Source organism: Candidatus Pseudothioglobus sp. uisw_142 (genome assembly GCF_059512465.1).
Window position 1 is genome coordinate 978,019 of the sequence record NZ_CM183452.1, and the last position, 26,766, is coordinate 1,004,784.

24 protein-coding genes are annotated in these 26,766 nt (G+C 36.2%); 9 read left to right on the top strand and 15 right to left on the bottom strand.

Annotated features, from left to right (window positions below; all coding sequences use genetic code 11):
* Positions 1 to 57 precede the first annotated feature (57 nt).
* Together ftsW and murG are read left to right on the top strand one after the other, a co-directional pair.
* Complete coding sequence (gene ftsW / locus AC5YGB_RS05010; protein WP_496136810.1) at positions 58 to 1,185, top strand: putative lipid II flippase FtsW; 1,128 nt, start codon at positions 58 to 60, stop codon at positions 1,183 to 1,185.
* Positions 1,178 to 2,203 (top strand): undecaprenyldiphospho-muramoylpentapeptide beta-N-acetylglucosaminyltransferase, encoded by a 1,026-nt coding sequence (murG, locus tag AC5YGB_RS05015; protein WP_496136811.1) that lies wholly within the window; start codon positions 1,178 to 1,180, stop codon positions 2,201 to 2,203. Before ftsW ends, murG begins: the two co-directional genes overlap by 8 nt.
* Here murG and bioB read toward each other — a convergent pair.
* The 5 genes from bioB to xerA form a co-directional block, all read right to left on the bottom strand.
* Entirely contained in the window at positions 2,154 to 3,134 is a 981-nt protein-coding gene (bioB, locus tag AC5YGB_RS05020; RefSeq protein WP_496136812.1) for a biotin synthase BioB, read from the bottom strand. The two genes, murG and bioB, sit on opposite strands and share 50 nt — an antisense overlap.
* Before the next feature lie 112 nt (positions 3,135 to 3,246).
* Positions 3,247 to 4,653, bottom strand: a complete 1,407-nt coding sequence (gene glnA / locus AC5YGB_RS05025) for a type I glutamate--ammonia ligase (RefSeq protein ID WP_020024396.1) — start codon at positions 4,651 to 4,653, stop codon at positions 3,247 to 3,249.
* A 176-nt stretch (positions 4,654 to 4,829) separates the two neighbouring features.
* The gene (hemF, locus tag AC5YGB_RS05030) at positions 4,830 to 5,729 is read right to left on the bottom strand and encodes an oxygen-dependent coproporphyrinogen oxidase (protein WP_496136813.1); all 900 of its coding nucleotides are present in this window, start codon (positions 5,727 to 5,729) and stop codon (positions 4,830 to 4,832) included.
* A 37-nt stretch (positions 5,730 to 5,766) separates the two neighbouring features.
* Positions 5,767 to 6,318 (bottom strand): L-threonylcarbamoyladenylate synthase, encoded by a 552-nt coding sequence (locus AC5YGB_RS05035; protein WP_020025385.1) that lies wholly within the window; start codon positions 6,316 to 6,318, stop codon positions 5,767 to 5,769.
* On the bottom strand, positions 6,315 to 7,229 hold the full coding sequence (xerA, locus tag AC5YGB_RS05040; RefSeq protein ID WP_496136814.1) for a site-specific tyrosine recombinase/integron integrase: 915 nt from the start codon (positions 7,227 to 7,229) through the stop codon (positions 6,315 to 6,317). The genes AC5YGB_RS05035 and xerA overlap by 4 nt, the downstream gene beginning before the upstream one ends.
* A gap of 38 nt (positions 7,230 to 7,267) precedes the next feature.
* Here xerA and htpG point away from each other — a divergent pair, with 38 nt between their 5' ends.
* Complete coding sequence (gene htpG / locus AC5YGB_RS05045; RefSeq protein ID WP_496136815.1) at positions 7,268 to 9,124, top strand: molecular chaperone HtpG; 1,857 nt, start codon at positions 7,268 to 7,270, stop codon at positions 9,122 to 9,124.
* Positions 9,125 to 9,171: 47 nt separating this feature from the next.
* On the opposite strand, the gene AC5YGB_RS05050 is transcribed toward htpG, so the two are convergent.
* Positions 9,172 to 9,930, bottom strand: a complete 759-nt coding sequence (locus tag AC5YGB_RS05050; protein ID WP_496136816.1) for a TrmJ/YjtD family RNA methyltransferase — start codon at positions 9,928 to 9,930, stop codon at positions 9,172 to 9,174.
* Positions 9,931 to 9,935: 5 nt separating this feature from the next.
* Here AC5YGB_RS05050 and AC5YGB_RS05055 point away from each other — a divergent pair, with 5 nt between their 5' ends.
* Positions 9,936 to 10,736 carry an inositol monophosphatase family protein gene (locus AC5YGB_RS05055; protein WP_496136817.1) on the top strand — a complete coding sequence of 267 codons (801 nt, stop codon included), beginning with the start codon at positions 9,936 to 9,938 and terminating at the stop codon, positions 10,734 to 10,736.
* Between the two features lies 1 nt (position 10,737).
* Here the strand turns inward: AC5YGB_RS05055 and AC5YGB_RS05060 are convergent, their stop codons facing one another.
* A complete protein-coding gene (locus AC5YGB_RS05060; RefSeq protein WP_496136818.1) occupies positions 10,738 to 11,487 on the bottom strand; it encodes a YciK family oxidoreductase in 750 nt (249 codons plus the stop codon).
* Positions 11,484 to 12,623: a DNA recombination protein RmuC gene (locus tag AC5YGB_RS05065; RefSeq protein ID WP_496136819.1), complete on the bottom strand. Its 1,140-nt coding sequence runs from the start codon at positions 12,621 to 12,623 to the stop codon at positions 11,484 to 11,486. The genes AC5YGB_RS05060 and AC5YGB_RS05065 overlap by 4 nt, the downstream gene beginning before the upstream one ends.
* A gap of 122 nt (positions 12,624 to 12,745) precedes the next feature.
* Between AC5YGB_RS05065 and AC5YGB_RS05070 the strand changes: the two genes are divergently transcribed.
* Both AC5YGB_RS05070 and AC5YGB_RS05075 read left to right on the top strand, forming a co-directional pair.
* Positions 12,746 to 13,450 (top strand): 1-acyl-sn-glycerol-3-phosphate acyltransferase, encoded by a 705-nt coding sequence (locus AC5YGB_RS05070; RefSeq protein ID WP_496136820.1) that lies wholly within the window; start codon positions 12,746 to 12,748, stop codon positions 13,448 to 13,450.
* 23 nt (positions 13,451 to 13,473) lie between these two features.
* Positions 13,474 to 13,965, top strand: coding sequence for a hypothetical protein (locus tag AC5YGB_RS05075; protein WP_496136821.1), 492 nt, complete (start codon positions 13,474 to 13,476; stop codon positions 13,963 to 13,965).
* Here the strand turns inward: AC5YGB_RS05075 and rnt are convergent.
* Positions 13,962 to 14,561 (bottom strand): ribonuclease T, encoded by a 600-nt coding sequence (gene rnt / locus AC5YGB_RS05080; protein WP_496136822.1) that lies wholly within the window; start codon positions 14,559 to 14,561, stop codon positions 13,962 to 13,964. The genes AC5YGB_RS05075 and rnt overlap by 4 nt on opposite strands.
* Positions 14,562 to 14,600: 39 nt before the next feature.
* Entirely contained in the window at positions 14,601 to 15,023 is a 423-nt protein-coding gene (locus tag AC5YGB_RS05085; RefSeq protein ID WP_496136823.1) for a GNAT family N-acetyltransferase, read from the bottom strand.
* Positions 15,024 to 15,097: 74 nt separating this feature from the next.
* Between AC5YGB_RS05085 and ilvD the strand changes: the two genes are divergently transcribed.
* Positions 15,098 to 16,762, top strand: coding sequence for a dihydroxy-acid dehydratase (gene ilvD, locus AC5YGB_RS05090; protein ID WP_496136824.1), 1,665 nt, complete (start codon positions 15,098 to 15,100; stop codon positions 16,760 to 16,762).
* A gap of 12 nt (positions 16,763 to 16,774) precedes the next feature.
* Here the strand turns inward: ilvD and rnr are convergent, their stop codons facing one another.
* From rnr to hflK, 5 genes are read right to left on the bottom strand one after another with little or no spacing between them, the layout of a single operon-like run.
* Positions 16,775 to 18,889: a ribonuclease R gene (gene rnr, locus AC5YGB_RS05095; protein ID WP_496136825.1), complete on the bottom strand. Its 2,115-nt coding sequence runs from the start codon at positions 18,887 to 18,889 to the stop codon at positions 16,775 to 16,777.
* A 39-nt stretch (positions 18,890 to 18,928) separates the two neighbouring features.
* Positions 18,929 to 20,245: an adenylosuccinate synthase gene (locus AC5YGB_RS05100; RefSeq protein ID WP_496136826.1), complete on the bottom strand. Its 1,317-nt coding sequence runs from the start codon at positions 20,243 to 20,245 to the stop codon at positions 18,929 to 18,931.
* 1 nt (position 20,246) lies between these two features.
* A complete protein-coding gene (locus AC5YGB_RS05105; protein WP_496136827.1) occupies positions 20,247 to 21,374 on the bottom strand; it encodes an ATP phosphoribosyltransferase regulatory subunit in 1,128 nt (375 codons plus the stop codon).
* 8 nt (positions 21,375 to 21,382) lie between these two features.
* The gene (hflC, locus tag AC5YGB_RS05110; protein ID WP_496136828.1) at positions 21,383 to 22,240 is read right to left on the bottom strand and encodes a protease modulator HflC; all 858 of its coding nucleotides are present in this window, start codon (positions 22,238 to 22,240) and stop codon (positions 21,383 to 21,385) included.
* A complete protein-coding gene (gene hflK / locus AC5YGB_RS05115) occupies positions 22,240 to 23,409 on the bottom strand; it encodes an FtsH protease activity modulator HflK (RefSeq protein ID WP_496136829.1) in 1,170 nt (389 codons plus the stop codon). Before hflK ends, hflC begins: the two co-directional genes overlap by 1 nt.
* Positions 23,410 to 23,666: 257 nt before the next feature.
* Between hflK and AC5YGB_RS05120 the strand changes: the two genes are divergently transcribed.
* Positions 23,667 to 25,883, top strand: coding sequence for an LPS assembly protein LptD (locus AC5YGB_RS05120; protein ID WP_496136830.1), 2,217 nt, complete (start codon positions 23,667 to 23,669; stop codon positions 25,881 to 25,883).
* Positions 25,883 to 26,761, top strand: coding sequence for a peptidylprolyl isomerase (locus AC5YGB_RS05125; protein ID WP_496136831.1), 879 nt, complete (start codon positions 25,883 to 25,885; stop codon positions 26,759 to 26,761). Before AC5YGB_RS05120 ends, AC5YGB_RS05125 begins: the two co-directional genes overlap by 1 nt.
* Positions 26,762 to 26,766: the final 5 nt, after the last annotated feature.

Sequence of the window (26,766 nt, forward strand, 5' to 3'; positions counted from 1 at the left end):
GAACTTTTCAATAAATAAAAGTATAAAATATATTTGCTTATGAGATTAAATCCGAAAATGCGAACAAGACAAATGCCTGACAAGTCATTATTGTTCACAATCTTGGCTTTGTTAATATTTGGTTGGATTATGTCCTTTTCTGCCTCATTGGCATATTTTTCAAGTTATTCTTATTTTTTTAAGCAAAGCTTCTTTATTTGTGCAGGTTTATTTGCTGGATTCATTGTTCTAAATACACCCATTTCAGTCCTTCAAAAGTATTCTATTCCTTTATTTATACTATCCTTGCTTCTTCTTGCAGTTGTATTTTTTCCTCCACCCATAGGTCATACAGTTAATGGCTCAACGAGGTGGATTAACCTAGTATTTTTTAAATTTCAGCCCTCAGAACTGATGAAACTATCCATGATACTTTTTATGGCGGGCTTTCTAATCCGCCAAGAAAAAGACATTAGAAAGCCATGGAAGGGCTTTGTAAAAACACTAGTAATTATTGGTCTAGCTGATATCCTATTGATGCTTGAAACAGACTTTGGTGCTACTCTGATAATATCCTTAACTGCAATGGCAATGCTATACGCTGCAGGGGTTTATCTAAAGCAGCTCAGTATTGTCACATCTCTTTTATTTATTTTTGTTGGTATTTTTATTGCATTTAACCCAAATCGAATGGCCCGTTTAACATCCTTTTGGGTTGATGATTTTTGGGGAAGCACAGATCCTAAGGTACACCAAACTCAGCAAGCCTTAATTGGGATTGCCAGAGGAGACTGGTTTGGAACTGGGATTGGCGCAGGTATTCAAAAATATGCACTTCTTCCAGAAAGGCATACTGATATGATTTTTGCAGTTATTGGGGAGGAGTTAGGCTTTGTGGGAATGTTATTTGTTTTACTATCATTCCTTTTTATTCTCTTAAAAGGATTCTCTATTGCTAAAGTTGCCCTTCAAAAAGGGCGTCAATATAGCTCTTATGTTGTTTTTGGAATTTGTACTTGGTTTGCAATGCAAATAACAGTAAATATTGGAATGAATTTAGGTCTTTTGCCTCCTAAAGGCTTTACATTGCCTTTGTTGAGCTATGGAGGCACTTCTATGATTTTTGCAATTATTTCACTGGCAATTATTGTTCGAGTTGATATGGAAAATAGAACAAAGTATTCAAAACAAATAAATTATGTCTAAAAAAATTCTCATTATGGCTGGTGGTACTGGTGGTCATATTTTTCCTGCACTAGCTATTGCAAAAGAGCTTCAAGAAAGAGATGCAGTTGTAGAGTGGCTTGGTGGCAAAAATGCTATGGAAAGTAGGTTAGTTCCTAGGCACGGCTATAAATTCCATGGAGTCTCCAGCAGTGGCCTTAGAGGTAAAAATTTACTAGTTATTCTGAAAGCTTTTTTTCTTCTAGGCTGTGGGTTTTTTCAAACTGTTATTATTTTTATAAAGTATAGGCCAAACATTGTCATTGGAATGGGTGGATATGCCTCAGGAATTGGTGGTTTAATCTCTAAATTGTTATTTATACCTTTATTTATTCATGAACAAAACAGTGTTCCTGGAACAACAAACAGACTTCTGAGCAGACTTGCTTTCAAATGCTTTCAAGCTTTTGAAAATACTTTTCCTGAGAGTATAGGCGCAATTACGACTGGAAATCCGATACTGTTTAATCCAATCCCTAAAAACGAGCCTAAATCAGTTAAAAACTTACTGGTTCTGGGTGGTTCTTTGGGTGCCAAAAAAATTAATCAAACCATTCCTCAGATTAAAACACCTCTAAAAATCTGGCATCAGACTGGAGAAAATCATCTGGAAGAGGTAAAATTATTATATAAAAACTCACAGCATTCTGGAACAAAAATTGAGCCATTTATAGAAAATATGGCAGAAGCTTATGCTTGGGCAGACCTGGTAGTTTCTAGAGCTGGAGCTATGACAATTTCTGAATTGATTGCTTCCAATTCACTAGCTATAATCATTCCATTTCCTTATGCAATAGACGGTCATCAAAAAATTAATGCTGAGATTCTCTCTAAAAATAAAGCTGGTATTCTTTTAGAAGAAGAAAATCTTAATCCCGAAGCAATCGACAGAGAGATAGAGGCTCTCAGTAAAGACAAGCTACATGAGATGGCTAAAAAATTAGAATCACTTAAAGTGTCAACTCCTGAGCAACAGATTGCTGATAATCTTCTCCATTAATTCCAAGACGGCTAAAAAGGAGTTTGTCATTTGCGACCGTTGGGTTATCTGTTGTTAATAACTGCTCACCATAGAAGATTGAGTTTGCGCCAGCAAAAAAACATAACGCCTGCATACCCTCTCCCATATCGAGCCTTCCAGCTGAAAGTCTAACAACTGACTTAGGCATTAAAATTCTTGCTACAGCAATTGTTCGAACAAACTCACTTTCACTGGGCGGCTTTACATTTTCAAATGGAGTTCCTGGAATAGGAACAAGAAGATTTATTGGAACACTATCCGGATGTTGTTCAAGATTAGCTAAAGATTGAAGCATAGAAGCCCGATCAGTTTCAGTCTCTCCCATGCCTAGAATTCCACCGCTACAAACGCTAATATTGGCATCTTTAACCGCAGCCAAAGTGTCCAATCTGTCTTGAAAAGTTCGAGTTGTAATAACATTAGGGTAGTTTTCTTTTGATGTGTCAATATTATGATTGTAGTAATCAAGGCCTGCCTCTTTTAGAGTGGAGGCTTGTTTTGAAGATAGCATACCTAAGGTAACACATGTCTCCATTCCCATAGCCTTTACACCTTGAATCATTGGTATGACTTTATCAAGACTCTTGTCTGTTGGGTTTCTCCAGGCAGCACCCATACAGAATCTTGTCGCCCCCTTATTTTTTGCATTTTGAGCTTGCTGTAATACCTCATCAATTTCCATTAATTTTTCTCGCTCAAGGCCTGTGTCATATTTTGAGCTTTGGGAGCAATAAGAACAGTCTTCGGGGCATGCGCCCGTTTTAATATTAAGCAGAGAGCTCACTTGAACTTGATTTGGATCAAAATTCTCTCTATGTATAGAATGTGCTTTAAAAAGAAGATCATTAAAAGGAAGTTCAAATAGGGCTTTAATTTCGTCCAATTTCCAATCATTTCTTGCTTTAATCATTTTGTGTTTATATTAATTTTGAATAATTTAAATTTTACCGGATACCAACCAGCTTTTTAGATAATAAAAAAGCCGCTAGGAGCGGCTTTTTTATTTCAAGATATTGATCTAATTAACAACTGTAATATAAATCAAATTCAAGTGGCTGAGGAGATGCTCTCATAGCAGTCACCTCTTCCATTTTGAGATTAATAAATGAATCAATAACCTCATCAGTAAATACACCGCCCTGCTTAAGGAATTCACGATCATTATCAAGCTCTTCCAAAGCGATATGAAGCATTGAGCTTACTTTTGGTATCGAAGCATCATACTCTTCATATAAATCTTGGTCAGCTGGCTCACCAGGATGAATCTTATTCTTGATACCATCAAGGCCTGCCATCAATAAAGCCGCAAAAGCAAGATATGGATTTGCTGTTGAGTCGGGGAAGCGAACCTCGATACGTCGTCCTTTAGGATTTGTAACAAATGGAATTCTTATTGCTGCTGAACGGTTCTTAGCAGAATAAGCAAGCATTTCTGGCGCTTCAAACCCTGGAACTAAACGTTTATATGAGTTAGTTGATGGGTTTGTAAAAGCATTCAATGCTCTTGCATGTTTGATAATACCACCAATATAATAAAGAGCGGTTTCACTTAAGTTTCCGTATCCATCTCCATCAAATAAATTCTTACCATCTTTCGCAATCGACATGTGAACATGCATACCATTACCATTATCAACTGCAATTGGTTTTGGCATAAACGTTGCAGTCTTACCGTAAAGGTGAGCAACGTTGTGTACACAATATTTAAGAATTTGTGTTTCATCAGCTTTTTTAACCAATGTATTAAATAATGCACCTATTTCACATTGACCAGCTGTACCAACTTCATGGTGATGAACTTCTGTTGTGACACCCATTTCTTCAATTGCTAAACACATTTGAGAACGAAGGTCATGCAATGAATCAACTGGTGGGACTGGAAAATAACCCCCTTTTACTCTAGGACGGTGACCTTTGTTACCACCTTCTAAATCAATCTTTGAAGACCAAGCCGCTTCTTCCGAACTGATCTCATAGAAAGCTGTACCCATTCCAAAACCTGTATCCCATTTGACACTGTCAAAAACAAAAAACTCAGGCTCATTACCAAAATAAGCCGTATCACCAACGCCTGAATCTTTTAAATAGGCTTCGGCTCTATGAGCTATAGAACGAGGATCTTTAACATAACCCTTCATGTCTGAAGGTTCAATAATATTGCATCGAATGTTAAGTGTCACCTCTTCAGTGAAAGGATCAATAATCGCTGTATCACAATCTGGCATTAAAATCATGTCAGACTCGTTAATATCTTTCCAGCCTGAAATTGAAGAGCCGTCAAACATTTGACCTTCTCCAAGTTTTTCAGCATCAATTGTGTGTGCAGGAACACTTACATGTTGTTCCTTACCTTTTGTATCTGTGAAACGAAAATCTATAAACTTAACATTCTGTTCTTCGATTGTCTTCATTACATCTTTTGCAGACATAGCTATACTCCCTATAAAATAGTAAATTTAAAAAATGACAGGCATTGTCAGAAGTCTGCGTCGTTGCAAACGAATGTTGACTTACATGAAATCAACATAAGATGTTTCAAGCGTGGATTATATCCTAGTTTTTAAAACTTTAAAATAGAAATTAATTCAAGTCTACTTGACCTGTATCAAATCCAATCTTTTGGTTTCAAAAAATAATTAGTTAGTTTGTCTTCTGCGCTTTTTGATTCAATTTTGTACTGGTATGCCCACTTTACTGTTGGAGGCAATGACATCAAAATAGACTCAGTTCTTCCTCCACTTTGAAGCCCAAATAGCGTTCCTCTATCTTGAATTAGATTAAATTCAACATAGCGCCCTCGCCTAAAAAGCTGAAACTCTTTCTCTTTGGGCGTGTAAGGAAGATTCATTCTTTTTTCAACAATTGGTAGGTAAGCCTTGATGAAATGATTCCCAACACTCTGAAGAAATTCGAAGCATTTTTCAAAACCGCCTTCATTTAAATCGTCAAAAAATAGTCCACCGATGCCTCGCTGCTCATCTCTATGGCTTAAGTAAAAGTAATCATCACACCACTTTTTATAATTATGGTATGTTGTATCACCAAATGGCAGACAGGCATTTTTTGCAGTTTGATGCCAGTGAATTGCGTCTTCATCAAATCCATAATAAGGGGTTAAATCAAAACCTCCTCCAAACCACCAAATTGGATCCTTACCCGCCTCCTCAGCAATGAAAAACCTTAGGTTAGCGTGTGTTGTTGGAATGTAAGGATTATCTGGGTGAAGAACCAAAGAAAGACCCAGTGCAGTGTAATTTCTACCTTCTAAATCTGGCCTAATAGCTGTTGCTGATTTCGGCATTTTATCGCCGGATATAATAGAGTAATTCACCCCACCTTTCTCAAATAAGCTCCCATCTGAAATAACCCGTGTTATTCCACTCCCTCTTCCATCATCCCTTTTCCATATGTCGGTATCAAAATTGGATATTGAATCTAATTTTCCAAATTCCTCACATATGTCAACCTGAAGATCTAGTAAGTATTTTTTAATTTGTTCAATCATTTACATTAAATTTTAATGAATAAAAATTTAGATAAACTCATCTTAATCGTTCACCAGTTATCAAATTAATAATTTTTGAAGGCTCTGAATTATACATATTAGGAGGAAGCTCGAATGCAAGGTCATTACCAAAGTACCTTTTCAACTCTAGCGTGCTTGAGGCAACCTTTCTACCCTGAAGATTAGCGCTTGTTGAAATTAATGCTGAGCCAGTATTTTCACAAAAGTAAGTAATAAGTGGATCAGAGGTTATGCGAACAGCTAAGAGTTCATTATCCCCATTGAGTAGAGGTGATAATTCCTCTGACTTTGGAACCAAGTATGTAGTTGGAGTTTCTGTTGGTTTAGCTAGTTTTTTCAAAAGCTTGCTATTCATATTTGAATCAATATAAGGCATCAAAAAACTAATGTTTGAGGCTAAAAGAATGAATCCTTTTTTAATATCTCTTTTTTTTAGATTTACGATAGTTTGAATAGCGCCAGGATTATTTGCGAGACACCCTAGACCATAAATCGTATCTGTAGGATGAGCAATAACTCCAATCTTTAAATGATGCAAGGCAAGCTTTATTTTAGAATTAATTATCATTTTTTTGCTCTTGGATGAAATTCATCATAAACTTTAGATAATTCTAAAAAATCAAGGTGCGTATAGACTTGGGTGCTTTTAATACTTTTGTGTCCCAAAAACTCTTGAACAGACCTTAAGTCATGGCTTGACTGCAAAAAATGTGTAGCTGCTGCATGTCGAAGCATATGTGGATGAACATTGATTGATACTCCCACCTCTAAAGCTCTTTTCTTAACAACATTCTGAACTGTTCTTGGAGAAATCCTTATGTTCTTTTGATTTAAAAATAACGCCTCTGAATTGCAACTAGGTCTCTTTTCTAGATATCTTTTAAGGACACCAATAGTTGTCTCTCCTACTGGAGTAAATCTTGCTTTTGCGCCCTTACCCATCACTTTTACAAAACCCTCATTCAGATCGAAGTCTGCAAGATTAATGCCTACTAGTTCAGATACGCGTAAACCGCAAGAATATAAAAGCTCAATCATTAAGACTGAGCGCAACTCTTTGTAGCTAGAAGTATTTAACGTCATCATGTTTGTTAAATCATCGAAGTTAATGGTTTTCGGTAATGAGCGTTCAAGTCTTGGAGTTTGAATAGACTGAGCAGGATTTGTTTGGAGAATATTATTGGCAATCAAGTAATTAAAAAAAACTCTTATTGATGATAAGTATCTTTTTAATGACTTGCCAGAAGCATTACTATGCCTAAGCTCCATAACAAAAATATTTAAGACGTCTGAATTAATTTCACTCCATTCTGATATGCTTCGACCATTCAAGAAAGAAAGAAACTTCAACAAATCCCTCTTGTAGGAAGAAATGGTATTTAAAGCATAATTTTTTTCTACCTCTAGATACTTAGTAAATGCTCCAATTTGATCAATTAATATTTCTTGATCTGACTTGTTTTTTTCGTGATTGACCATATCTTTATATTTTAAGTTAAAACGATAGGGGATTTTGAATGAGTCAAAAACAAACACATGAATTTCAAACGGAAGTATCACAACTCTTACATTTGATGATTCACTCTCTTTATTCTAATAAAGAGATCTTTCTCAGAGAATTAGTATCTAACGCATCGGATGCGATTGATAAACTCAAGTTTGAGTCTCTATCTAATGAATCACTGCTAGAGGGAAAAGAAGAGCCCAGCATTCATATTGACATCGATAAAGACGCTGGAACAATTAGCATTAGAGATAACGGTATCGGAATGACACAAGATGAAGTCATGGAAAATATTGGTACTATCGCTAATTCTGGAACTAGAAAATATCTTGAAAGTCTTGATAAAAATCAAACACAAGATTCTAATCTGATCGGACAATTCGGTGTTGGATTCTATTCCGCTTTTATTGTTTCAAATACTGTAACACTTCTCAGCAGAAAAGCTGGTGATGATAAAGCGAACGGAACTAAGTGGGTTTCCAAAGGTAAAGGTGAATACTCAATCGAAACCGTTGATCTTGAGAATTATGGCACTACCATCATTCTTGATGTTAAGAAAGCTGAAAAAGAGTTCGTTGATGATTATCGTCTTCGTGGCATTGTTTCTAAATACTCAGATCACATTACCGTTCCAATAATGATGGTTAAGGCTTCAGAAGAAGATGAGAGTGAAATTGTCTATGAAACTATAAATAAAGCGACAGCTTTCTGGATGAAAGATAAAAAAGAATTATCTCAAAATGATTACGATGAATTCTATAAGTCTTTAACCTATGACTTTGAGGGTCCATTAACACAAATTCATAACAGAGTGGAGGGAAAACTAGACTACTCATCACTACTCTTTATACCCAAAAAAGCGCCTTTTGATATGTGGGAACCTAAAAGAAAAGGTGGTGTTAAGCTTTATGCTAAGAGAGTTTTTATCATGGAGGGTAATGAAGAATTGCTTCCTCAGTACCTTAGGTTTATCAAAGGCGTAATTGACACTGCTGATCTTTCATTAAATGTTTCAAGAGAGATACTTCAGGGTAGTAAGGTTGTTGATACAATCAAGAAAGCCTCTGTCAAGCGTATTCTTTCTGAACTCGACAAAATGTCTAAAAATAAACCGGAAGATTATGCAACATTCTGGAAAGAGTTTGGAATGGTTATTAAGGAAGGCGTAGTTGAGGACTTTGCAAATAAAGATAAAATTTCTAACCTTTTAAGATTTACATCAACATCAACTGACTCCCCTGATCAAACAGTCTCCCTTAAAGACTATATTGGTCGAATGAATAAAGATCAAAAAAATATATACTATGTCACGGCTGATAATTATGATGCAGCTAAAGGCTCACCTCACCTTGAAATTTTTAAGCAAAAGGATATTGAAGTTTTATTGCTCTCAGACAGAGTTGATGAATGGTTAGTGGCAAATTTTGGTGAATTTGAAGAACTCTCTCTGAAGTCAATTGCAAAGGGAAACCTTGAAGACCTTGATTCAAAAGAAGATAAGAAAAAGAAAGAGAAAACTGTTAAAGACTATGAAAAAGTTATTTCTAAAGCACAAGAAATTCTTGATAACCAAGTTAAAGAAGTCAAAGTTTCAAGTCGTTTGAGTGAATCACCCTCTTGTCTTGTTGCCGATGAAAATGAACTAGGTGGCAATATGGAAAGAATAATGAAGTCCCTTGGTCAAGATGTTCCAGATACAAAACCTATTCTTGAAATCAATCCGACCCACCCCCTGGTTATGAAGCTTAAAACAAAAGTAGACGAGGATGTTGTAAAAGTCCTATTTGACCAAGCTGTTCTAAGTGAAGGTGGTCAAATCAAAGAGCCTGCAGAGTTTGTCAAAAGGATGAATAAACTGATGCTTGGCTAAGCAAAGGCGTTGTTAACGAAAAAGCCCGTTTTCGGGCTTTTTTTCATTTAAGGGTTATAAGGATTAATTTTATTAAGAATACCTCTTAAAATTGCAACTTCCTCTTTCTCAGGCATACTTCTTCCAAAAAGTCTCCTTAAGCGCCTCATTAACAAACTCTGCGGTTTCTTTGCATCAAAGTAATCAATATGCTCAAGTACTTGCTCAAGATGCTTATAAAAGCTATTTAAGTCATCAAAGTTTGCTAATTCTCCAGGAGCATTTTCAAAACCACCCTCTAGAGTGCTTACATAATTCTGATAGGCAAATACTTGAATTGCAGATGCTACATTCAATGAAAAATATTTAGGATTTCCAGGAATTGTCATTAACGTTGAACATAAATCTAGCTCTTCATTAGTAAGACCAGAATTTTCAGTTCCAAAAACAACAGCAACTTTATGGTCTTCTTTTGAAACGATCGATTGTATTTCACTGCATGTTTCAATAACATCCAGCTGCCTCCATTTAATATTTCTTTGACGAGCACTCGCACCAATCACGAGATTAACACCCACCAAAGCCTCCTCGAGTGAAGAACAAACTGTTGCGCTTGATAATACGTCATCCGCACCACTTGCCCTAGCAGTTGCAACTGCTGATGGAAAATTAGATGGTGCAACAAGATATAACTCAGAGAGCATCATATTTTTCATGGCTCTAGCAGCAGCGCCAATATTCCCTGGTTCAGTCGTATTCACCATGACAATCCTTACTTTATCAAAACTCGTCAAGGTATAATTCCCCTCTTTATTTATTTGGCTCATTTACCATGCATCCTACCGTCAATATTGCAGTTAGAGCTGCCAGAGCAGCTGGTGATGTTATTTTAAGGTATCACAATCAGGTCGACATACTTACCATCGAAAACAAGTCTATTAATGACTTTGTTTCAGAGGTTGATAAAACGGCTGAAAAAGCCATTATAAACGAGATTAAAAAAGCCTTTCCAAAACATTCTATTTTGGCTGAAGAGAGTGGTAAAACTCTTGGTGATGATGATTTTCTTTGGATTATTGACCCTTTAGATGGAACCACCAATTACCTGCATGGTTTTCCTCAGTATGCTGCCTCAATAGCGCTTCTTGAAAAAGGAGTGACTACACACGCTGTCATCTATGACCCATTCAAGGAAGAGCTCTTTACAGCCTCTAAAGGAGAAGGCGCTTATCTCAATAATGAAAGAATTAGGGTGACCATATCAAAAGGACTAGAGGATACTCTTATTGGAACTGGATTTCCATTCAAAAATCCTCAGCATTTAGATTGTTATCTTGACACATTTAAGGCAATTTTACCTCACGTGTCTGACATTCGAAGAGCGGGAGCTGCTGCTTTAGATTTAGCTTATGTAGCTGCAGGGAGACTTGATGGTCATTGGGAGATTGGACTTAACTCCTGGGACATGGCGGCTGGCGCTCTTCTTGTTAAAGAGGCTGGAGGATTTATAGGAGATTTTTCAGGAAGAGACAAATACATGGAAACTGGAAACGTTGTCGCAGGCAATGCAGACGCCTACAAAGAAATTCTCAAGAAAATTCATCCACATCTTACCAGCGACCTTCAGAGGTAAATTAATCTGAAATTGTTAACTGCTCTCCATTTATTTTTGGACTTGAGCTAGACAATAAGTGGACAATTGCCTGACTTTTTTCTTCGGGCAAAGGAACTGTTGAGGAGTCTTCAGCAGGATATGCTGTCCTTCTCATCTCAGTTCTCAATTTTCCAGGGTTGACCGTGTTTACACTAATTTGGGTTTTTTCAAGCTCCTCTGAGAGAGTTTTAGCAAAACCTTCAATCCCAAACTTACTAACGCTGTAGGCACCCCAATAAGCTCTTGCCTTCCTACCGACTGTTGAAGATAAAAAAATAATTCTTGCATCATCTGATTTTAATAGAGCAGGAATCAGGAACTGGGTCAGCATGAATGGGGCATTTAGATTAATCTGGATTGTTGAATACCATAATTTAATATCATACTGCTCGATCGGCATCTGAGTACCCAATATTGAAGCGTTATGGACCAGTCCATCTAACTTCCCAAACTCGTTAAGTAGATTATCTTGAAGCTCTTGATAATTTTCAGGTGTTGCGCCCTCTAAATCCAAAGGGTAAAGAATAGGCTCTTTCAGGCCAGCATCAACAACAGCGTCATAAGCATACTCAAGCGAACCTAAATCCCTTCCTAGCATAACGACAGTGGCACCAGCTCTAGCAAGATCCATGGTTATGGCAAGCCCAAAACCCCTATTTGCACCCGTTACTAGAACAACTTTCCCCTCAAATTCATCTTTTTTTATATTGTGCTCTTTGGCAACTATCATTCACTAATTTCCTTATTTGATTTAACCCCAAGCGCTTTAAGTCTTTCTGCCCTACTAATCAAATTACCCTTGCCTGTTGATAACTTATTCCTAGCACTTGAAAAGCCTTCCTTAGTTTTTTCAAGTTGATTCTCAATCTTATCTAAATCGTCAGTAAAAAGGGCAAGCTTGTCATACATTCCAGCAGCCTGACGCGCAATCTCGTCAGCATTTTTATTTTGTTTATCTGTTTGCCACATAAAGTTAACAGTTTTTAGACTCATACTCAGCATGGACGGTGAAACGAGCATAATGTTCTTCTTGAGAGCATCATCAAATAAACTATGTTTATGTTGTAGGGCAAGAAGAAGAGCCCCCTCAATAGGAATAAAAACAAAAATAAAGTCTAGACTCCTCACACCTTCAAGGTTTTCATATTCTTTGATACTAATGTTTTTTATTTGGTTTTCAATCGATGCAATATGTTTCTTTAAAGCTAACTCATTTGATTGGTCAGCGACATAGTCAACGTAATCTTTTAGCGACACCTTAGAGTCAATAACAACATCCTTTCCCTCTGGCAAATGAAGAATAACATCAGGCTTAAATTTTTCACCCATTTCATTTTTATATTGCTTTTGAAGATCAAACTCAACCCCCTCTTGGAATCCATAACTTGATAAAAGAGAGCTTAATATCTCTTCTCCCCAGTCACCCTGAATCTTGTTGTCATAAGTGAGCGCATCTGTTAAATTCTTTGCCGACTGCTGTGTTTCAAGGTTTGCAACATGAAGAGACTTAATTTGCTCTTTTAAGGTCGTTCTCTCCTCAACCTGCTCCTTTGTAATTGTCTCTATCCTATCTCTAAAACTTTTAAGCTGAGTTTGAAGCGGCGTCAATAAGTCCGAATTATCAACCTTAAGCTTGTCACGGTCTGTCTTCAAAATTTCTGAGGCGATAGTCTTAAACTCACTATTTACTTTACTCTTTAGATGATCGACTAGCTGAATTTTTTCGGCATAACTCTTTTCTTTCTCATCCAGCTTTGTCTCAAGCTGAATATTTTTTTGAGAGATGGAAAATAATTTCTTGTTCAGAACATAGTAGCTAAATGCAGCTCCAACGAGTAAAGAAACTATGCCAATAATAATATTCATAAGGTTAGATTTGAATCCATTATTAATGGGTGTTTTATAGCAATCATAAAATAGACATAACAGTGTGTTATAAACTTAGTAAAATTTTATATAGAATTATAACGCTTAGATATCTATAAACCATGATACTTTTCAGATCACTATTGTACTTTGTTGGTTCAATTATTAGTTTAATTCTGATCACTTTGATCGGTTTTTTACTCGTTTTTTCAAGCTACCCAACTCGTCAAAAATTTCTCTCTCAATGGGCTATATTTTGTATATGGTGGTTAAAAGTAACTGTGAACATTAAAACCAAAGTCATTGGTCAAGAAAATATAATTAAATCTTCGTCCATCATAGTCTCTAACCACCAATCTACCTGGGAAACACTGGCATTTCAAACAATCTTCCCAGCCCATACTTGGGTCTTAAAGCGTGAACTTTTATGGCTTCCTGTATTCGGATGGAGTCTTGCGCTACTAAAACCAATCATTATTAATCGTGGTGACAAACTAAACGCAATTAAAAAAGTCATAAAGCAAGGGGCAGATCGACTCAATAAAGGCATCTCAGTGGTTGTTTATCCTGAAGGAACCAGGCAACCTTACGGTGAATTAGGAGCTTACCAAAATGGTGGCAGTGCGATAGCAAAGAAAACAGGACATAGCATTACGCCCGTGTATCATAATGCTGGAAGGCTTTGGCCTAAGGGCAGCTTTTTAAAAAAACCTGGAGTAATTACCGTCGTTATTGGTGAGGCAATACCCAATTCTAATTTAAAGACTTCAGAGGTTACAGATCAAATTAGGAAGTGGACCTTAGTACAAGAAAATAAATTTAAATAATCGTGATTAAAGAGTATAAAAATATGACTGAAACAACCTATAAAATTTTCCATAATAGAACTGCTGAAAACATCAAGTTTGAAGTTACCAGATTAAGAGAATCCATTCTTAAAACGACCAATCAGTCAGATCAAAGTGATAACCTTGAATTCATCGAAACTTTGCTAAACGAACAAATCCTTGACTTTAAGGCGATAAATCCATCTAAAGATCAATTAGCTACTAGAGCTGATTGGCATGACTTTTTAATTAATAAAATCAAGTTAAGTTTTAATGAATGTCTCTTGATCCTTTTGGGCATTAATCCTATTCATGCTAAAAGGCTAGATTCTGATTTATTCAAAACTAAACTGAATGATGTAACCAATATGAAAAAAAGCTTATTAAATCTAATTTTTTTTCAAAGGGTAGAGAATCACCTTTTAAGGGAAAGATTCCAAAGTAACTCTATCAATAAAGAAGAGTTTATTAAGTGGGCTATGGATTACAAATATTTAAGAAAAATTGAAGACTAATCCTTCAGTTCAAACTTATGAGAATTAAATATTTGACAGAACAGCTCTGATGTTTTTTGCGTATCGTAGAGCGCTGAGTGTGCCTCATTATTATCCCACTCAATGTCCATTTTAGATATCGCTTTAGCGAGAACTGTTTCGCCGCAACAAAGGGCAGACAGACTTACCGTATCGATCGTTGAGAATTGATGGAATGGACTTTTTAAGTTTGCTCTGAGCGTAGCCGCCTTTACAAATCCAAGATCAAAAAAAGCGTTGTGACCAACAAGGATGGCTCTCGAACACTCTTCAGTTTCTAGCTCCTCATTAATGTGATCAAATATTTCTGACAATGCCTTCTTTTCAGGAACAGCAAGCCTAAAGGGATTATCAATATCAATGCCATTAAATTTAATTGCCGAGGCTTCAATATTTGCCCCTTTAAAAGGCTCAACATGATAATGAAGGGTTGTTTTTGCAAAAAAATAACCCTCTTCATCCATGCCCAGAATAATTGCACAAATTTCCAAGAGAGCGTCCGTTTGCTCATTAAATCCTGACGTTTCAACGTCTATGACAACAGGAAGGTATCCACGGATTCTATCTTTAAGTTTCATTAATTAGCAGGACTAAAATATATTTTAATTAAAATAAATCTAGATTCGCCTAGAATAAATAATAGATTTTCTTAGGTCATCATAACTCTTTTGTCTTGAATCAGGAAGAAAACTTAATTCACTCTCAACAAACTCAAACCTAAAGAAGAATCTGCCGCCATACTTAGAGAGCGCAAAAATTGAACTTAGATTTAACTTAGAAGCTTTATCGATTAATAACTCCATTAATCTTGTTGATGTGTCTGTATTGTGAAAACTCTTATTCACAACAAGTGCATATATTTCGCCAACGTTCTCATCTTGATATAGTTTTAGACCAGCACAGGCAATAATTTGATTATCTTTCTCAATACAAACAAAGTCATCAATACAACTGTCAATGGTTTCATAGCTTCTTTCTAATAACCTACCTTCTTCAACAAAAGGTTGCATTAATTCGATAATTTGCCTTGCTTTACTCAACTTGAAGCCTTAATTGCTACTAGAAGCGAGTTATTTTAGTCTAAAATTTGTATTTTTTTGATAATTTAAAAGCAATGTCAAACACTAGAAAATATTCCTCAGTTGTAATTGATGGTTACGAGAGAGCTGCATCCAGAGCAATGCTTTACCCTGTTGGCTTTAAAAAAGAAGATTTTAAAAAGCCACAAGTTGGAATTGCATCAACCTGGTCAATGGTTACACCATGCAATATGCATATCAATGATTTAGCTAGCGAAGCCGAAAAAGGCGTAAATAGTGCTGGAGGAAAAGCTGTTGTTTTCAATACAATCACTATTTCAGATGGCATCTCAATGGGGTCAGAAGGCATGAAATATTCACTTGTTTCTAGAGAGGTTATTGCTGATTCAATTGAAACAGTAACTGCCTGTCAAGGCTTTGATGGGGTTGTTGCAATTGGTGGATGTGATAAAAATATGCCTGGATGCGTCATGGGGCTTGCTAGACTGAACCGCCCTTCTGTTTTTGTTTATGGCGGAACCATTCAGCCTGGGGCCAATCATACTGATATTGTGAGTGTTTTTGAGGCTGTTGGTAAAAGAGCGAATAACGATATTAATGATATAGAACTTGAGCAGATTGAGTCCACTGCTATTCCTGGCCCAGGCTCATGTGGAGGAATGTATACAGCTAATACTATGGCCTCTGCAATAGAGGCACTTGGAATGAGTCTTCCAAATTCGTCCTCTCAGAATGCAATATCTGATGACAAAAATACAGATTGCTCTAAGGCTGGTGAGGCTGTATTAAACCTATTAGAGAAAGATATAAAGCCGAGTGATATTATGACCAAGAAGGCATTTGAAAACGCCATCACTCTGATTATTACACTTGGTGGATCAACGAATGCTGTACTCCATTTAATCGCCATGGCGGACGCTATTAATGTTGACCTTACTATCGATGATTTTACGCGAATTGGTGCCAATGTCCCTGTTCTAGCAGATCTTAAGCCATCGGGTAAATATATGATGAGTGAACTGGTTCAAATTGGCGGAACATTGCCGTTAATGAAAATGCTTTTAGATGTGGGTATGCTTCATGGAGAATGCATGACAGTAACTGGTAAAACTTTAGCTGAAAACTTACAGAATGTTCAGCCGTATGATGCTAACCAAGAAATTATTATGCCTTTAGATAAACCCATCAAAAAGGATTCTCACTTAAGAATTCTAAGAGGCAATCTTGCAACTGAAGGTGCTGTTGCTAAAATCACTGGCAAAGAAGGTTTAACTTTTAGGGGTAATGCGAAAACATTTGGATGTGAGGAGGACGCCCTTCAAGCTGTCCTGAAAGATCAAATTGTTGAAGGAGACGTTATTGTTATTCGATACGAGGGGCCTAAAGGAGGTCCAGGTATGAGAGAAATGTTAGCTCCTACTTCAGCTGTTATGGGGAAAGGTCTCGGCGGAAAAGTTGCACTCATTACTGATGGAAGATTTTCAGGAGGAACTCACGGATTTGTAGTAGGACATATTACACCTGAAGCATATACTGGTGGCACTCTTGCTGTTATTGAGGATGGTGATGAAATTCTAATTGATGCTGAAAATAATCGTCTTGAACTAATCGTGGATGAGTCCATTATTAACCAAAGACTTTCAAATTGGAAGCAGCCCAAACCAAGGTACACAAAAGGTGTTCTTGCTAAATATGCAAAGCTTGCTCAATCGGCTTCTCGAGGCGCAATAACTGAATAACTTTGAAAATGATTAATGAACTGGAACGAATTCAATCTTCCTATCATCAAGATTGACTGAGGCCACTTTAACTTTAATCGTATCACCTAAACGATAAATTTTTCCGCCCCTTTGGCCCTTAAGTTGATGATGAACGTCGTCAAAATTAAAGTAGTCTTCCTTTAAATCGCGAACACTCACTAGGCCCTCAACAAAAATATCTGAAAGCTCTACAAATAGTCCAAATCCAGCAACACCTGAAATGACGCCGCTAAAGCTGTCTCCCACTTTATCTCTCATATATTCACACTTAAGCCACTGCTCAACATCACGTGAAGCATCATCTGCCCTCCTCTCAGTCATCGAAAGATGAGTACCCATTTCAGCCATTCTTTGAGATTGCTCACGTTTTTTATTTGATAGAGACCTTTTAATAGCTCTGTGAACTAGAAGATCTGGGTAGCGACGAATTGGCGATGTGAAATGAGCATAATCTTCAAAAGCTAAACCAAAATGACCTTCGTTCTTAGGGGTATAGGTTGCCTGTTTCATGGTTCTTAAGACGACAGTTTTAATAATATTCTCGTCTTCTCTACCTATCGCCTTTTTAAGTAATTTGGCAAAGTCACTAGTGTCTGGCTCAAGCCCTCCATCCAGCCTAAGATCAATTGCAGTTAAAAATTGCCTAGTAATCTCTACCTTTTCAGGGGTTGGCTTTGGATGAACGCGATACAAAAAGTCTTCATTTTCATTTTGAAGATATTTCGCAGCTGCCTGATTAGCCATCAACATACATTCTTCAATTAACTTGTGGGCATCATTCCTTTTGCGGGCAACAATGTTTTCAATTTTTCCTTTGTCATCAAATAGAATTTGGCTTTCAATTCTATCAAAATCCATGACACCTCTTTTTTGCCTTGAAATCCTGAGGGTTTGGTAAAGTCCATACAAATAGTCCACATTCTTTTTAATTCTGCTGTATTTCTTTCTGAGTGGACTCTCCTTATTCTCTAGCATCTCATTAACCTCTGTATAGGTTAAACGGGCATGGGATAGCATGACTGCTGGGTAAAACTTATAATTCAAAAGCGATCCTAAGGAATCAATCTCCATTTCACAGGCCATACATAGCCTTTCGACTTTTGGGTTAAGAGAGCATAGTCCATTAGAGATCGCCTCAGGCAGCATAGGGACAACCCTGTGGGGGAAATAAACAGAGTTTCCTCTCTCTAAAGACTCGCTATCAAGCTCAGTACCTTCTTTAACATAATGAGATACATCTGCGATAGCAACAATTAATTTCCATCCATTCTCTGATGGAATCGCATAAACAGCATCATCAAAGTCTCTTGAATCTTCGCCATCAATTGTGACCAGCTCTAAATTTGTAATATCAACTCGATTTTTTTTATCCTTTGGCATTACTTTAGTTGGAAGATTTGCTGACTCTTGTAGGGCTTTTTCTCCAAAAGTAGATGGAATTTGGTGGCGATGAATAGCAGAGTCAACCTCGACACCTTCATCTAAATAATTTCCAAGGATTGAAGTAACTCTTCCTGTGGCATTTTTTTCGAGGGTTGGAGAGGTTAATACTTCTATCACAACGACTTGGTTATCTTTACATCCCTCTAAAAGCTTTACAATCTGTATTTCGTGTTTGATACGCTTATCATCGACAATAACATAACTTCTTTGATGATCAATATGAAGTCTTCCAACGAGTGTACTAACCGTCTCTGTAACTTCAACAATTTCTGCATCGAGTTTTCGATTGAGAAGACGCACCTTGACCTTGTCCCCATGAAATGCCAACTTCATTTGTTGACTTGAAAGCCTCAAATCTTTGCCCCCTTTGTCCAATGCGACAAAACCAAATCCCTTAGGGTTAGCTATGACGGTTCCAGATAGAAGGCCTCTGTTAGAAAAAGGGCGATAAACGCCACTTTTGTTGCAACTTAACTGCTTATCCCTGACCATTGCCCTTAATCGTCTTTCAAAGGCTTTTTTTTGGTCATCCTCAAGAGACAGGAGTTCAAAAAGCTGACGTTTACTTTTGGGTTTGTCTTGAATAAAACTTAAAATATGTTCTCGAGATGGAATCGGGCTCTCATATTTTTCCGCTTCACGATGATAGTGAGGGTCTGACATAATGTGCTAAGTATAAAGCAAGCTTAGGATATTTGAAGATTATTCAAATGGATTTTTTAATATCAATGTTTCATCTCTATCAGGACCTGTTGAAAGGATGTCAACTGGAATTTGACTTAGCTCTTCAATTTTCTTAATATAGTTTTGTGCCTCTATAGGTAAATCATCAAAGGAATGTGTTCCAATGGTTGAAGTTTTCCAGCCTGGCATTTCTATATAAATTGGTTTTGCGGCATCATACCCTTCTGCAGAAAATGGAGGGATTGTAGTCTGCTGACCATCTATGTCATAAGCAATACAAATCTTAATTAAGTCTAAATCGTCCATTACATCAAGCTTAGTCAAGCAGATTCCGCTAACAGCATTAAGCTTGAATGAGCGATTTAATATGACTAAATCGAGCCATCCACATCGCCTTTGACGACCTGTTGTCGCTCCAAACTCATGCCCTTTTTTACAAAGCTCCCTTCCAATAGGGTCTCCCTGGTCTGTATTTACATCATAATCAAGCTCTGTAGGAAATGGCCCACCACCCACTCGGGTTGTATAAGCTTTAACAATCCCCAATACATAGTCAATATCTCTTACACCTACTCCAGAACCGGTTACAGCGCCTCCCGATGTTGTGTTTGAAGATGTTACAAAGGGGTATGTACCTTGATCAATGTCCAAAAGTGCTCCCTGAGCTCCTTCAAATAGGATATTTTCAGAGTTTTTCATTTGCTGGTGAAGTTCATCAGCAACATCCATAATCATTGGCTTTATTGACTTTGCTTGTTCCAGTGCTTCTGACAACACTGTCTCAAAATCAACAATTGATTGCTGATAATAATTCTTTAAACTGAAGTTATGATAGTCAACGACCTCTTTTAATTTTACTGAAAATAATGCTTCATCCAATAAATCACCTACTCGAAGACCTCTTCTAGCAACCTTATCCTCATAGGCTGGACCAATTCCATTTCCTGTAGTTCCTATAGCAGCTTTACCTCTATGGACTTCACGTGCGTTATCAAGTTCTATATGATAGGGAAGAATCAACGGACATCCTGGGCTTATTTTTAACCTAGATTTAACCTCAACACCTGACTCTTGAAGTTCATTCATCTCTTTAAGAAGAGCAGTCATTGATAAAACTACGCCATGACCAATATAGCAGTTAACATTCCTTCTTAAGATACCTGATGGAATCAGGTGCAATACTGTTTTCTTGCCATCTATCACCAAGGTATGTCCAGCATTATGTCCACCCTGAAAACGAACTACAGAGCTCACTTTGTCAGTAATCAAATCAACAATCTTCCCTTTACCTTCATCACCCCACTGAGTACCAATGATTACTACATTTTTTCCCATACTATTTCTTTAATCTCCATTTTCCATTTTCTTGAATAAAATCAACTTCAGTTGAACCATTTAAATCTGTTTTAATTGTATGGCCCTTGGCTCTAAGGTCATTTATAAATTCAATAAACTCTGGATTATCAATGTTTGGCGCATTTAGGGCCTTACTTTGATTAATTGAATTTACTTGCTGATGAATTAAAAACTTAAGATCAAAAGAAAAGCCTGTAGCCTCTCTATTAGAATCAAATGATTTACTTAGCGCATCGTATCTGCCGCCCTGAGCAATCGCCTTAGAAAACTTATCACTGTATGCAGCAAATACAACTCCATCGTGATATTCATATGCTTTCACTTCACCCAAATCAAACATTACATCAAGGTTTTTATCTTTGAAAAAATCATTGAGTTTAGCTAAATCATTAATTGCATCGACTATTGCCGGAATACTCTTAAATATATCATTAGCCGTTTCAAGTACCTTTTCATTGCCATCAAGAGAGATAAGGGATTTAAATTTATCAGCCTCTTTAATCTTTGTGCTGTGAAGAAAACTTTCAAGGTCTGGAAGTGACTTTCTTCTAAAAATATCTCTTAGCTCAGCAATCTCTTTACTTGGAAGATTTATAGAGGCGCATAGCGCATTAAAAATTGCTGTATTACCAAGGCTTAATGTTATATTTTTTATATTTAAAAGCTCTAGAGATGAGAGCATTAAGACAATGACCTCTATATCTGCATCAATACCTTTGTGTCCATAAAGTTCTGCGCCCGCTTGAATGGGAGATCTGGATGCATAGAAGTCATCTGCCTTTGTTTGCAGAATTGCATTGATATAGCAGTAACGTCTGATACTATTTGGCTCTGCATGTTTAGAGTCAATTCTTGCAATTTGCGGAGTTATATCAGAGTGCACTCCAAGCATACGCGTTGAAGCTGAATCTAAAAATTTAAAGGTCTTATCATCTATAGACTTTGAATTTAAAACCAAGGTGTCTGAATACTCAATCATTGGAGGAACAACAATGTTGTACCCCCAACTTTGATATAAATCTAATAAATTTCTTCTAGTAACTTCAAAAGCCATGGCTTCATCACCAGTGAGCTCGTCAATGCCCTCAGGTAATTGCCAATTACTCATAACCCGAATTATTTAGATGGGTTAAAGTAACGGAAGAACTCAGAATCTGGATTAAGTACTAAGATATCTCCCTGATCGCTAAAAGATTTCTTATAAGACTCAAGTGAGCGATAGAAAGAGTAGAAATCCACATCTTGGCTATAAGCCTCTGCATAATTACTCGCAGAGATAGCATCGCCCTCACCACGGATCTTTTCAGAGTCACGATAAGCATTGGCTAAGATGATTGTTCTTTCCTTATCTGCAAAGGCTTGAATTTTTTCAGCCTCCTCAGCACCTTCTGAACGGAATTTATTAGCGATACTTTTTCTTTCTGTCTCCATTCGACTGTAGACCGAATTTCTAACTTCCTGAGCCAGCTCAATTCGTTTAATACGAACGTCTATAACTTCAATACCAAATTCATCTTCAGCGATCGTTTTAAGCTTTGATTTTACAGTTGCCATAATAGCTTCACGTTCGTCTGAAACTACCTCAATAATAGTTCGCTTTGAAAACTCAGTTCTTAACGCATCCTGATTGTTTTGAGCAAGCCTTAGGTTTGCTGAAGCCATTGCACCACCCGTTGAAATATAAAACTTCTCAGTATCTACAATACGCCATTTCACATAAGAATCCACAACAACGTTTTTCTTTTCAACTGTTAAGAATGATTCTGCCGCAGAATCTAGAGTTTGAATACGCTTATCAAACGAGACAACATTGTTAACAAAAGGAGTCTTAAACTTCAGTCCAGGTTTATTTTCAACAGAAACAATTTCACCAAGCCTCAATTTAATTGCTACTTGAGTTTCATTAACCGTATAAAGACTCGATGAAAGAAGAATTACTAATAATGCAATTACTACAATAATTAATTTTTTCATTATCTATTCTCCCTTGAACGTAAAACCCCTTGATCATTTGAGCTTCCAGATGGTGTTTGCTGGAAAGAATTTCCTGTAGAAGAAGATTTAGGTGTTCTTGACGAGTTAATAAGTTTATCAATTGGCAAATACATCATTGAATTTGAGCTTGAATCAACAATCACTTTATTTGTAGAACTAAAGACATCTTCAAGCGTCTCCCTGTATAAACGCTCTCTAGTAACATCAGGAGCTTTCGTATACTCAGTAAGTATTTGGTTGAATCTATAAGCCTCACCTTCAGACTTTGAGACCACTTCAGACTTATAAGCCTCTGCCTCTGCGAGAAGTCTTTGGCTAGCACCACGAGCCTTTGGAACAATATCATTTGCATAAGCTCTCGCTTCATTTATGTATCTCTGTTCATCTTCCCTAGCCTTTACAACATCATCAAATGCTGCTTTAAGTTGAATTGGAGGCTGAGCATCCTGCATAGTAACAGCAGTAATCATAAGCCCGGTATTGTATTCATTTAACAGTGCTTGTGAAGCAACTTTAACTTCTTGAGCAACCTGCTCTCGACCAGTTGTTAAAACATAATCCATTGTATTGTCACCCACAACCTGCCTAATAACACTTTGAACCACATGACTAAGTGTCAATTCAGGTTGAAATACATTAAATAGAAATGCCTGTGCATCTGCAACTTTGTATTGAACCGCTAATTTAACATCGACCATATTTTCATCCTTGGTCAGCATGAGTGATTCTGAACTCACACCGCCACTGTAGGAATTTTGAACATTTCTAAAGCCAATTTCTGCAGAACGAATTTGTTCAACATTTATCTTATATACCGACTCAATTGGATATGGAATGTGCCAGTGAGGACCCTGAGTAGCTGAAGTCTGAAAAGCACCAAAACGCAATACAACTCCTCTTTCAGCAGGATCAACTATATAAATTCCTGTTGCCATCCAAAGTATGAATGCAAGAATTATGATGTACTTAAAGCTTCCCTTTGCAGCTTTGCTTGCACCAGAGCTACCTGATGAGCCCCCAGAAGATTTTCCGCCAAAAGCACTATTAAATTTATTCTTAAAATCTTTAATAACCTCATCAAGCTCAGGAGGAGTTTGATTATTGTTATCATTCCAAGCCATTGAGGCTCCTTTTTTATTATTATTCACGCAGTTTCCTTAAATAATTTAAATTAATATAAAGATATGGTCAAAGATAAAAAAAACAAGTACTATAGAGTGCAAAAAAAAAATAAGCCTTCTTCATCTAAACAAAGAAGTTATTTTACCCAATAAACATATCAAAAATATAAATTCAAGATGCAATAAAGTTTAAAAATCTGAGTCAATTATTAATAATTTATAATGATAAAATACAATCTTTTCTATGAAGTTAAATTATGAAAAGGCTTTTAATATTTTTCATTTTGATTTTAAGTAACTTTTCCATAAATGCAGAAATTAAGTTAAGTTGTTCGCCAAAGTTAGCTAATTGCGATAATTGTGCAGAGCATGATCTTATCTTTCCACTCAAAAAGTTTTCTAAAAATACAAGTGGCCTCGATGTAGAAGCCGATGAAAGTCAAATAATTGATGGAAATTATATGTTATCGGGTAATGTTGCAGTAGCTTCTGAAAAGTTGTTTCTTTCTGGTGACAGTGTTGAGGTTTCAACAGTTGATGACACATTAGTGGCTTCTGGACAAGTTAAATATCAAGATGATTCATATCTTATTTCAGGGGACTCATTATCTGTTGTTCAAAAAAATGATGAAATTACAGCTTCTGCAACAAATGCCTATTATCAAGACTATTCTATAGGGCATGGAGGTGCAAATGGATATACTGAATTAATTAAAAAAACACCTAGCAAAATTCTTTTGTCTAACAGTACATTTAGCTTATGCCCAATCAATGAAAATAACTGGTTAATTGAAGCAAGCCAAATAAACTTAGATACAGAAAGTAACAGAGGTAAAGCAAATAATGCTGTTCTGAAATTTTATGGTGTTCCAATTTTTTATACACCAACATATAGTTGGGTTCTTTCTGGTCGAGGCTCAGGTTTTTTATCTCCAGACTACTCTAGATACAAGGAATCTGGAAATCCAGATACTGAAACTAGTTTAAGAGTACCATACTATTTTAACTTGGCACCTGATCGTGATTTATTGACCGCCTTAACATTCATGTCTAGCAGAGGTGTGATTTATGAAGGAAAGTATCGACAACTTCTTCCTCAGCTTAATGATAGTAACACTTCAAAGATTAAAATTGAAACTAAGTACTTACCTGAAGACAAAATTACAAATTTAAAGAGATGGCTTATTGACTTCTCTGAGGATATTGACTTAACTGATAAAGTCAACCTTAGTGCAAGATTTTATCGTGTTTCTGATTCAAAATTTTTTGAAGATATTGATAGGCAAAACACTGATTTAGAAAAACTAATATCATTTGTTAAATATTCCTATACAGATAATGATGATAATCTGTATTTACATGTCTTGACTGAAGATGAGCAAATAGTTAATTCAGGAACTTCGACTTATACAAAATCTATAGAGGCTTTAGCCTCTAAAACACTTAACGCAGAATCTAAAATGCCAATCCAACTAGATTTGGTCAGCACTAGATTTGATCATGACATTTCTACAAAAGACTCAGGAACAAGAACACATGGAAATGTTAGTGCCTCCAGAGAATTAAATGTTAAATATCCAAAAATAACTCCTAGAGCAAGCGTTTCAATAACAAATTATTCTTTAAAAAATAGTCCAAATATAAATCGAACAATCTTTGGTACTGGTCTAGACATAGACTTCACTACTATAAATAATTCATATCTTTTTGGATACAACGTTTACCACACTATCAGCCCATTAATAACTTACAATTACAGGGCAAAAAAAGTTCAAGGAAATATTCCATTATTTGATAGTACGGACAAATACGATGATATTATAAGCTTCTCCGATCTTACCTCTGGAGAAAGATATACTGGCCTAGATAGAATCACTAATGCTAACGATATTACTCTTAGTCTTCAGTCTAACTATAGAAAAGTTAGCGCCTTAAAGAATGATAAAGATATACTTAGCCTTAAGGTTGCACAAACCTATTACACTGATGATGAAGTAGTAAGTGATAGTGCAAACACTAACTTCGAAACTAGGAAATCTTATTCTGATATTGTGGCTTCAATAGATATGGCTATAGACAAGTTTTCTATAAGGTCTGCTATTCAATATAATCCAAAAAAATCCAAAGTTGAAATGAATACTAATACTATCTCTTATAGCCCAAAACCAAAGCAATTTATTTCACTTAGCTTGATTGATGAAGGTACAAAGGAAACTAAGAAAATTTATGGAGCTTACCCACTTTCGAACTCAATCCATGTATTTGGTGGCCTTGATAAAATTACCTCGACTGGAGTAACAAATGCTGAAACAGTCGGAATTGCTTATGAGTCATGTTGCTGGGCTTTTAGAATTGCCCACTTCAAAGATGATAATTCTTCTGGAGGATACAATCATACTACTGGAATGGAATTAGTTCTTAATGGGCTTGGCTCTTCAACCTCTAACCTGCAAAATAAAATTCAAAAGAAAATACCTGGATATTCTGCTGACTTAAGATAATGAAAAAAATCTTTGTTTTGCTTCTTGTAACCTTCACAAGTAGTGTATTGTCAAATAATACTATAATTGCATTAATCAACAATACTCCTGTTACTCTAAATTCAGTCCAAATTTTTTTGAATGATTCTAATTCAAAGGAGGAACAAATAATAATTGTCAATAATTATATTGATAATATTTTGCAAGTACAAAAAGCTACTCAACTGCAACTAACTCCAACTAAGAGAGATATTGAAAGCGTATTAAATGATATTGCTCAAGGTAACAATCTCTCTTTGAAAGAATTAATGAATTTTGATGATTTTTCTGCTGTAAAGAATCAAGTGTTAGAGAAATTGTCAATTTTAAATTTACAAAGATTTATTACTAAAGATTTGACAGTTTCTGAAGAGCAAGTTATAGAAGTGTGCTCAAATAACAACTCGACAAAGGATCAAAAACAAATTAAGATTGCCCAAATCATTGTTTCTGAAATAGATTCTCAAGTATATGATTTAGACAAAAAAAATTTATTGATAACAACTTTTTTGAAAAAGCTTGCTAAGCATATCGAAAAAGGGGCTTCATTTGAGGCATTTGCAAAACTGCATTCACAACATCCGAGTTACCAAAATGGTGGCATTACAGACTGGCTTTTGGTTAAAGGCCCAACACTAGAGATGCTAGATTCACTAGATAATAAAGAAGTTTCAGAGGTCTACATAACTAATTTTGGACTTGCAATAGCAATAAAAGTTGATGAACGTTTTATTAGTAGTAAACTTAAAGAATGCAAAGAGAGAGTGATCTATGATCATGCTGAAATGTATTATTCAGATTGGCTAACAAATCTAAGAGAAGAAGCTAACATCGAAATTTATTATGACAAATTACTTTAAGACAG